7 protein-coding genes and 1 pseudogene are annotated in these 6,447 nt (G+C 76.0%); 6 read left to right on the top strand and 2 right to left on the bottom strand.

Annotation, left to right across the window (positions count from 1 at the left end; all coding sequences use genetic code 11):
• Positions 1-425 (top strand): annotated as a pseudogene (locus ACFUK0_RS29970) (methylmalonyl Co-A mutase-associated GTPase MeaB); the annotation flags it as partial.
• A gap of 10 nt (positions 426-435) precedes the next feature.
• Here ACFUK0_RS29970 and ACFUK0_RS29965 read toward each other — a convergent pair.
• Positions 436-1,023, bottom strand: coding sequence for a hypothetical protein (locus ACFUK0_RS29965; protein ID WP_380255593.1), 588 nt, complete (start codon positions 1,021-1,023; stop codon positions 436-438).
• 186 nt (positions 1,024-1,209) lie between these two features.
• Between ACFUK0_RS29965 and ACFUK0_RS29960 the strand changes: the two genes are divergently transcribed.
• The 4 genes from ACFUK0_RS29960 to ACFUK0_RS29945 all read left to right on the top strand — a co-directional run bounded on the left by ACFUK0_RS29960 (position 1,210) and on the right by ACFUK0_RS29945 (position 4,863).
• Positions 1,210-1,686 (top strand): hypothetical protein, encoded by a 477-nt coding sequence (locus tag ACFUK0_RS29960; protein ID WP_380255592.1) that lies wholly within the window; start codon positions 1,210-1,212, stop codon positions 1,684-1,686.
• Positions 1,683-3,515: a GMC family oxidoreductase gene (locus tag ACFUK0_RS29955; protein ID WP_380255591.1), complete on the top strand. Its 1,833-nt coding sequence runs from the start codon at positions 1,683-1,685 to the stop codon at positions 3,513-3,515. Before ACFUK0_RS29960 ends, ACFUK0_RS29955 begins: the two co-directional genes overlap by 4 nt.
• Positions 3,512-4,384, top strand: coding sequence for a hypothetical protein (locus ACFUK0_RS29950; protein WP_380255590.1), 873 nt, complete (start codon positions 3,512-3,514; stop codon positions 4,382-4,384). The genes ACFUK0_RS29955 and ACFUK0_RS29950 overlap by 4 nt, the downstream gene beginning before the upstream one ends.
• A gap of 125 nt (positions 4,385-4,509) precedes the next feature.
• Positions 4,510-4,863, top strand: a complete 354-nt coding sequence (locus tag ACFUK0_RS29945) for a YciI family protein (protein ID WP_380255589.1) — start codon at positions 4,510-4,512, stop codon at positions 4,861-4,863.
• Between the two features lie 16 nt (positions 4,864-4,879).
• Here ACFUK0_RS29945 and ACFUK0_RS29940 read toward each other — a convergent pair whose 3' ends face one another.
• Positions 4,880-5,593 (bottom strand): DUF4386 domain-containing protein, encoded by a 714-nt coding sequence (locus tag ACFUK0_RS29940; RefSeq protein ID WP_380255588.1) that lies wholly within the window; start codon positions 5,591-5,593, stop codon positions 4,880-4,882.
• Between the two features lie 120 nt (positions 5,594-5,713).
• Between ACFUK0_RS29940 and ACFUK0_RS29935 the strand changes: the two genes are divergently transcribed.
• A complete protein-coding gene (locus tag ACFUK0_RS29935; RefSeq protein ID WP_380255587.1) occupies positions 5,714-6,412 on the top strand; it encodes a TetR/AcrR family transcriptional regulator C-terminal domain-containing protein in 699 nt (232 codons plus the stop codon).
• The last annotated feature ends 35 nt before the right edge of the window (positions 6,413-6,447 follow it).

Raw genomic sequence — 6,447 nt, 5'->3', positions numbered from 1 at the left:
AACTCGCCGACATCGTCGCCGTCAACAAGGCCGACGGCCCCCACGAACTCGACGCCAAAACCGCCGCCCGCGAACTCACCGGCGCACTACGCCTGCTCCAGGCACCCGACGCCGCCTGGACACCACCCGTACTCACCTGCAGCGGCCTGGGCGGCACCGGACTGGACGTGCTCTGGGAGCGGCTCCAGCAGCACCGGCAGATCCTCGACGCGACCGGCGCACTGGAGGCCAAGCGCCGCGAACAGCAGGTCGACTGGGTCTGGGCGATGGTCCACGACCAGCTGCTCTCCCGGCTGCGCGAGCACCCCGAGGTCCGCCGGATCACCCCGGGCCTCGAACAGGAGGTCCGGGAGGGCCGCCTGACGGCGACCCTGGCGGCCGAGCAGATCCTGGCGGGATTCCGGCTGCCGGGCGCCGGGGGCTGACCGCCGCCCGTCAGCTGTAGCGGACGGGGCAGCCGCGCCGCAGGCTGTGCTGGGCCGCCCGGAGGTACAGCGCGGTGTAGAAGGCCGCGTCCAGGTCCTCGCTCCACGGCCCGGGCCGGGCGGCGGCCGCCTGCTCGGCCGAGCCGTCCAGGAACCACGTCGTCAGGTCGAGGTTGTCGCAGGCGACGGGCACGCCGTCGGGCAGGCCGACCGCCGCGGCCAGCTTCTCGGCGGCGGCCAGTGCGCGCGGGGCGCCGGCGACGGTGGTGGCCTCGTCGTGGGCGGACGGGACGGGCAGGACGACCGGCTCGCCCAGCGCCACCGGGACGAGGACCGTCCACCCGCAGAGGTCCTCCGTCTCGTCCACGGACAGGAACCTCCGGCACAGGGCCAGGAAGCCGTCCATGGGAGGGACGAGCTTCTCCTCGAAACACTGCCCGGCCCCGCGGACGAACGCGCTCTCCCGGGGCACCGAGGCGTACGGTCCGAGCCCGCGCCCGGCCAGCTCCGCGTTCAGCGCCGCAGCGACCTCGCCCAGGCCGCCCTCGTCCTCGCCGGACCACTCGTCGGCGTCGACGCTCACCAGATAGATGCCCATGCCGGCACCGTAGCGGGCACCGCCGACAACGCCGCGCCGTCGTGCGCCCCCGGCGTGCGGGCCGCCACCGCACTGCGGGCGCCCGGCGGCGCGGCGGGCGGCCGGGCATGAACGCGTCGGGCCCGCGGTAAAGATCGCTGCGGTGTGCGCACGGCACGCCGCGGGGCAGCTGGACGAGGGGATCCGATGAACGGTACGGACGACGGCGCGGCCGCCGCCCACAGCGCGCAGCCGGCGGAGTTCGTCGCCGTCTCGGCCCTGCTGACGGGCTTCGACGAGGCCGAGCTGACGGCCGACGGGATGGCGCCGGCGCACTGGGCGACCCTGCTCGGACAGATCGGCGGCGAGCACTGCGCCCGCCTGCTCGGCGCCCTCGCGGCGGCCGGCGGCGATCCGGGCGGGACGGGCGACGAGGTGCTCGGCGAGCTCGCGCGGGCCCTGTGCCTGCTCTGGTACGCCGGCGAGTGGCCGGAGCTGTCGCCCGCCGCCCGGTCCGCACTCGGCCCCGCCGCCGGCGACGGTCCCGCGGGCGACCCCGCGCGGGCCTACGCCGGCGGGCTGCTCTGGCGCACGTTCGGCGGGCACGCGCCGGGCAGCCGGCAGCCGGGCCAGGGCTCCTGGGCGCGGCCGCCCGCCGGCGACCTGGCCGGGGGCCGGCGGTGACGGCGCCCGAGCGGTTCGACGTGATCGTGGTGGGCGCGGGCGTCGCCGGGTCACTGCTGGCCGGACAGCTGGGGCAGCGGGGCCGGCGCGTCCTGGTACTGGAGGCCGGGGCGGGCGGCGGCGATCCGGCGGGGGAGCACGCGGCCGCGGTGCGGCGGTTCCTGGCGGCGCCGGTGAAGGTGCCGGGCTCGGCGCTCGCGCCGGACCCCTGGGCGCCGTCCCCGGACGTGACCGACCTGACCGGGCTGCCGGGCGGCGGCTACCGGGCCGACGGGCACCTCCTCCAGAACGGCCCGCTGCCCTACGCCAGCGGCTACCTGCGGGTCAACGGCGGTACCGGGACGGCCTGGACGGGCCTCACCCCGCGCATGCACCCCGAGGACTTCCGGACCGCCGACCTCGGGTACGGCCGCAACTGGCCGATCGGCTACCAGGACCTGGAGCCGTACTACCGGGCGGCCGAACTCGAGACCGGAGTGGCCGCCGACACCGACGAGCAGCGGGAGCAGGTCGGGCTGCCCTTCCCCGACGGCTACCGGTTCCCGCACCGGCCGACCCCGCCCAGCCACCTCGACCGCGTCGTCGCCGGGCGGATCGACGGCCGGCCCGCCCGGGATCCGGGCGAGCCCGGCCCGACCACCCTGCGGGTGGTGCGCACCCCGCAGGCCCGCAACACCACGGCCACCGCCGAGCACGGCCCGGCCTGCCGGGGCAGCGCGAGCTGCATCCCGGTCTGCCCGACCGGGGCGAAGTACACGCCGCTGCGCACCCAGGCCCGCTGGGGGCCGGGCGTGACGCTGCGCACCGGCGCCGTGGTCGGCAGGGTCCTCGCCGACGCGGGCGGGCGGGTCACCGGCGTCGAGTACCGCAGCCGCCCCGGGCCGGCACCGGCCACCGCGTACGCCGACGTGGTGGTGCTGGCCGCGCACGCGATCGAGAACGCCCGGCTGCTGCTCGCCTCCGGCCTGGCCAACTCCAGCGACCAGGTGGGCCGCAACCTGATGGACCACCCGGTGCTGCTGACCTGGGGCCTGATGCCCGAGCAGGTCGGCCCGTACCGCGGCCCCGGCTCCACCTCCGGCGTGGAGGGCTTCCGCTTCGGGCCGGCCCGCGCCGCGCGGGCGCCGTTCCGGATCGAGATCGGCAACTGGGGCTGGGTCTGGGCCGCCGGCCCGCCCGGCCGCGAGGTCGCCGCGCTGCTCGCCGGTGCGGGCCCGGCGGCGCCGGGCGGCCGGGGCCTGTTCGGCAAGGAGCTGCGGCAGGTGGTCGGGGACCGGATCGGACGGCAGTTCGCCCTCCAGTTCGAGCTGGAGCAGAGCGCGGACCCGGCCAACCGCGTCACCCTCGACCACGGCCGCCCCGACCGGCTGGGCAACCCCCGCCCCGTCATCACCTACGACCTGTCGGACCACGTCAAGGACGGGATGGCGGCGGCCGCTGCCGTCTCCGGCCAGATCTTCGCCCTGCTCGGCGCCGAGGACCACACCCGCTACGAGCCGGGCCCCGGCCAGCCGGGCTGGTTCGAGCACGCGGGCCGCCCCTACGCCTACCGCGGCGCCGGCCACGGCGCGGGCACCCATGTGATGGGCAGCGGCCCGGCCGACTCCGTCGTCGACTCCTGGCAGCGCTGCTGGGACCACCCCAACCTCTACGCGGTGGGCTGCGGCAGCATGCCGTCCCTCGGCACCTCCAACCCGACGCTCACCATGGCCGCCCTCGCCCTGCGCAGCGCCGAGCAGATCCACCGCGACCTGACCGCCCTGCACGCGCCCGCCACGCTCGCCGCCCCAGCCCGCCCGCAGCCCGCCGAGGAGACGCCGACCCGATGACCGCCGACCCGATGACCGCAGCCCGGGCCCTGCCGCCGGTTGCCGCGCCCTACCGACTGCCGTTCCACTACGGCGCCCTGCACAACATCGGCCTCGACTACCTGGTCGACCCGGAGCCCGCCCGCCGGCTGCTCGCCGAACGCCACCCCGACCTCACCGCCGCGGACTTCGGCGGCCGGGCCTGCGTGACCCTCAACTACCAGCTGTACTTCGCCCAGTACCCGAACGGCGGCGGCATCACCCAGGAGATCGAGATCAGCGTCATCGCCCACCCGACGGCGGGCGCGGGCCACCTCGCCCGCCTGACCTACGAGCAGTTCGCCCACGGCTGGGACCAGACCAAGCTGCTCGGCATCGCCCGGCTGCACGTCCTGTGCGACAACCCGCTCGCGATCCGGGCCGGCACCGAGCTGTACGGCGAGCCCAAGTACCCGGCCTGGTTCGAGGCGGCGATGCCCTCGCCCAACGGCCCGCCGGGCGAGAGCTGGTCCGTCAGCTGCGGGCAGGCCGCCCTCGACCCCACCGGGGACGGCATCGAGCGCGACGAGCACCGGCTGTTCTCGTTCGAGGCGGACCTGGCCGGGCTCGGCCGGACCCCGGTCGACAGCACGCCCGTCGTCGGCTACGGCGTGGACGGCGCCGGGCGCCCGCTGGCCGGCCCGATGTACGTCCACCACCCCTACCGCCACCACGCCCTGGACCGCTCCACCGCCGACCGGGTCCGCCTGCGCGTGCACGACACCGCCGCCGAGTCGGGTGCCGACCTGACCACCCTGATCGGCGGCGCGCCCGCCGCCGGTGTCTGGACGTACCAGTCGGCCCCGGTCGCCGCCCACCACCGCCCGTACTACGTACCGCGCAGCGGCTGAGCCCGCCGGGGGCCGATCGGGGCAATCCGCAGGGGAATCCGGGCCGGGTGTCGATCCGGGCGTCCGCCGTTCGTGTAGAGGGTGAGAGGCCGGCCCGGAGCCGGTGACGACGGAGGAGGATTCCGATGAGGCACTACCTGCTGAGCATCTACCAGCCCGACGGCGGGACGCCCCCGCCCGGCCTGCTGGAGAAGGTGATGCGCGACCTCGACACCCTCAACCAGGAGATCAGGGCGGCCGGCGCGTGGGTCTTCACCGGCGGGCTGCACCCCGCCGCGACGGCCACCGTGGTACGGGTGAGCGGTGGCGAGGCGCTCACCACCGACGGCCCGTACGCGGAGGGGAAGGAGCACCTCGGCGGGTTCTGGGTGATCAGGGCGCCCGACCTGGACGCCGCCCTCGGCTGGGCCCGCCGGGCCGCCGAGGCGACCACCCTCCCGATCGAGGTCCGGCCGTTCCAGGGCGAGCCCGAGTTCTGAGCGGCCCGGCCCGGGCTCAGTGCTGCGGGGCCGGCGCGACCCGGCCGGTGTGCGCGGCGCGGGCGGTGGACGGCTCGAACCCCCTGGTCACCAGCCGGGCGGCGAGCGCCACCTCCCACGCGAACACCGGCACGGCCGCGGCCGACCCCGGCCCGGAGAGCTGCGGATAGAGGCCGAACATCACGGCGACGGCCGAGGCGCAGATCAGCGGGCCCCCGACCAGCCCCAGCACGGCGACGAAGCGGGGCACCAGCCCCGTGCGGTACATCAGGTACGCCAGCAGCAGGGTGTTCAGGCCCAGCGCGATGTTCGGCCCGAGCAGGAACGTCCACTCGTGCAGGGCGACCAGGCCCCGGACGGCAGCGGCGAGGGGGGCGGTGTCGGCGGCTCCCGCCAGGTCCCTCCGCAGGGTCACGACCGACAGGACGCCGAGGATGCCCACGGTGATGACGGCGGCTTCGAGCAGCCGGCCGCAGACGTACCCGAGGGCCAGCCCCTCGCTCCGCCTCCTGAGGACCGGGTACAGCGCCACCCCGGTTCCCACGACGGCGACCACCAGAACCACCTCGCACAGCACCCCCAGGAACACCCGGCTCTCGGCCCCGGGGCCCAGAACCCGGCCCGCCGCGCCGAGGGCCGGGCGCTGGAGCACGAGGCCGCCGATCGCGGCGACCTCCGTCACCAGGAACAACACGCCCGCGACCATGGCGGTCCTTCTGTCCGGATTCATCCTCGGCACCTCTCGGCCAGCTCCCCAGGTGTACGGCGTACACCTCGCGGTCACGGTAGGCGTACGCCGTACACTCGTCAAGCGGGACAGGTACAGGGACAGCAGGAGAGGAGAGCCGCGATGGCCCAGCAACCGGAGGCCGCGCGTCGCGTCCCGCTGAACCGGGACCGCGTGCTGCGGGCCGCCGTCGAGCTCGCCGACGACACCGGGATCGAGTCCCTCAGCATGCGCAGGCTCGCCCAGGAACTGGGCGTCGTGCCGATGGCGCTGTACAAGCACGTGGCCAACAAGGAACAGCTCCTGGACGGCATGGTGGACACCGTCGTCGCGGAGATCGAGCCCCCGGCGGGCGGCCGCGACTGGCGGAGCACGGTCCGCCGGCGGATCCTCTCCGCCCGGCAGGTGCTGCTGCGCCACCGCTGGGCGTCCCGGGTGCTCGAGTCGCGGACCGCCCCGACCCCGGCCGTGCTCGCGTACCTGGACTCGATGATCGGGACGTTCCGCGACGGCGGCTTCTCCCTCGATCTCACCCATCACGTCATGCACGCCATGGGCAGCCGGCTGATGGGCTTCACCCAGGAGCTGTTCGACGACTCGGGCGCCGCCGGGCAGGCCGCCCCGCCCGCCGGGCTCGACGGACTCGCCGCCGCCTACCCCCGTATCGCCGAACTGGCGGGGGCGGCGGCCCACGACCGGGAGTCCGCCGTCGGGCGGAGCTGCGACGACCAGTTCGAGTTCGAGTTCGCCCTGGACCTGCTGCTGGACGGTTTCGACCGGCTCCACCGGCAGGGCTGGACGTCCGTACCGGGCCCCCGCTGAGCCGCGCCGTGACCCCAGACCGGCCCGCCCAGCCG

Source organism: Kitasatospora sp. NPDC057223 (genome assembly GCF_042669755.1).
Classification (GTDB): Bacteria; Actinomycetota; Actinomycetes; order Streptomycetales; family Streptomycetaceae; genus Kitasatospora.
This window is presented reverse-complemented; position numbering and strand designations above follow the sequence as displayed.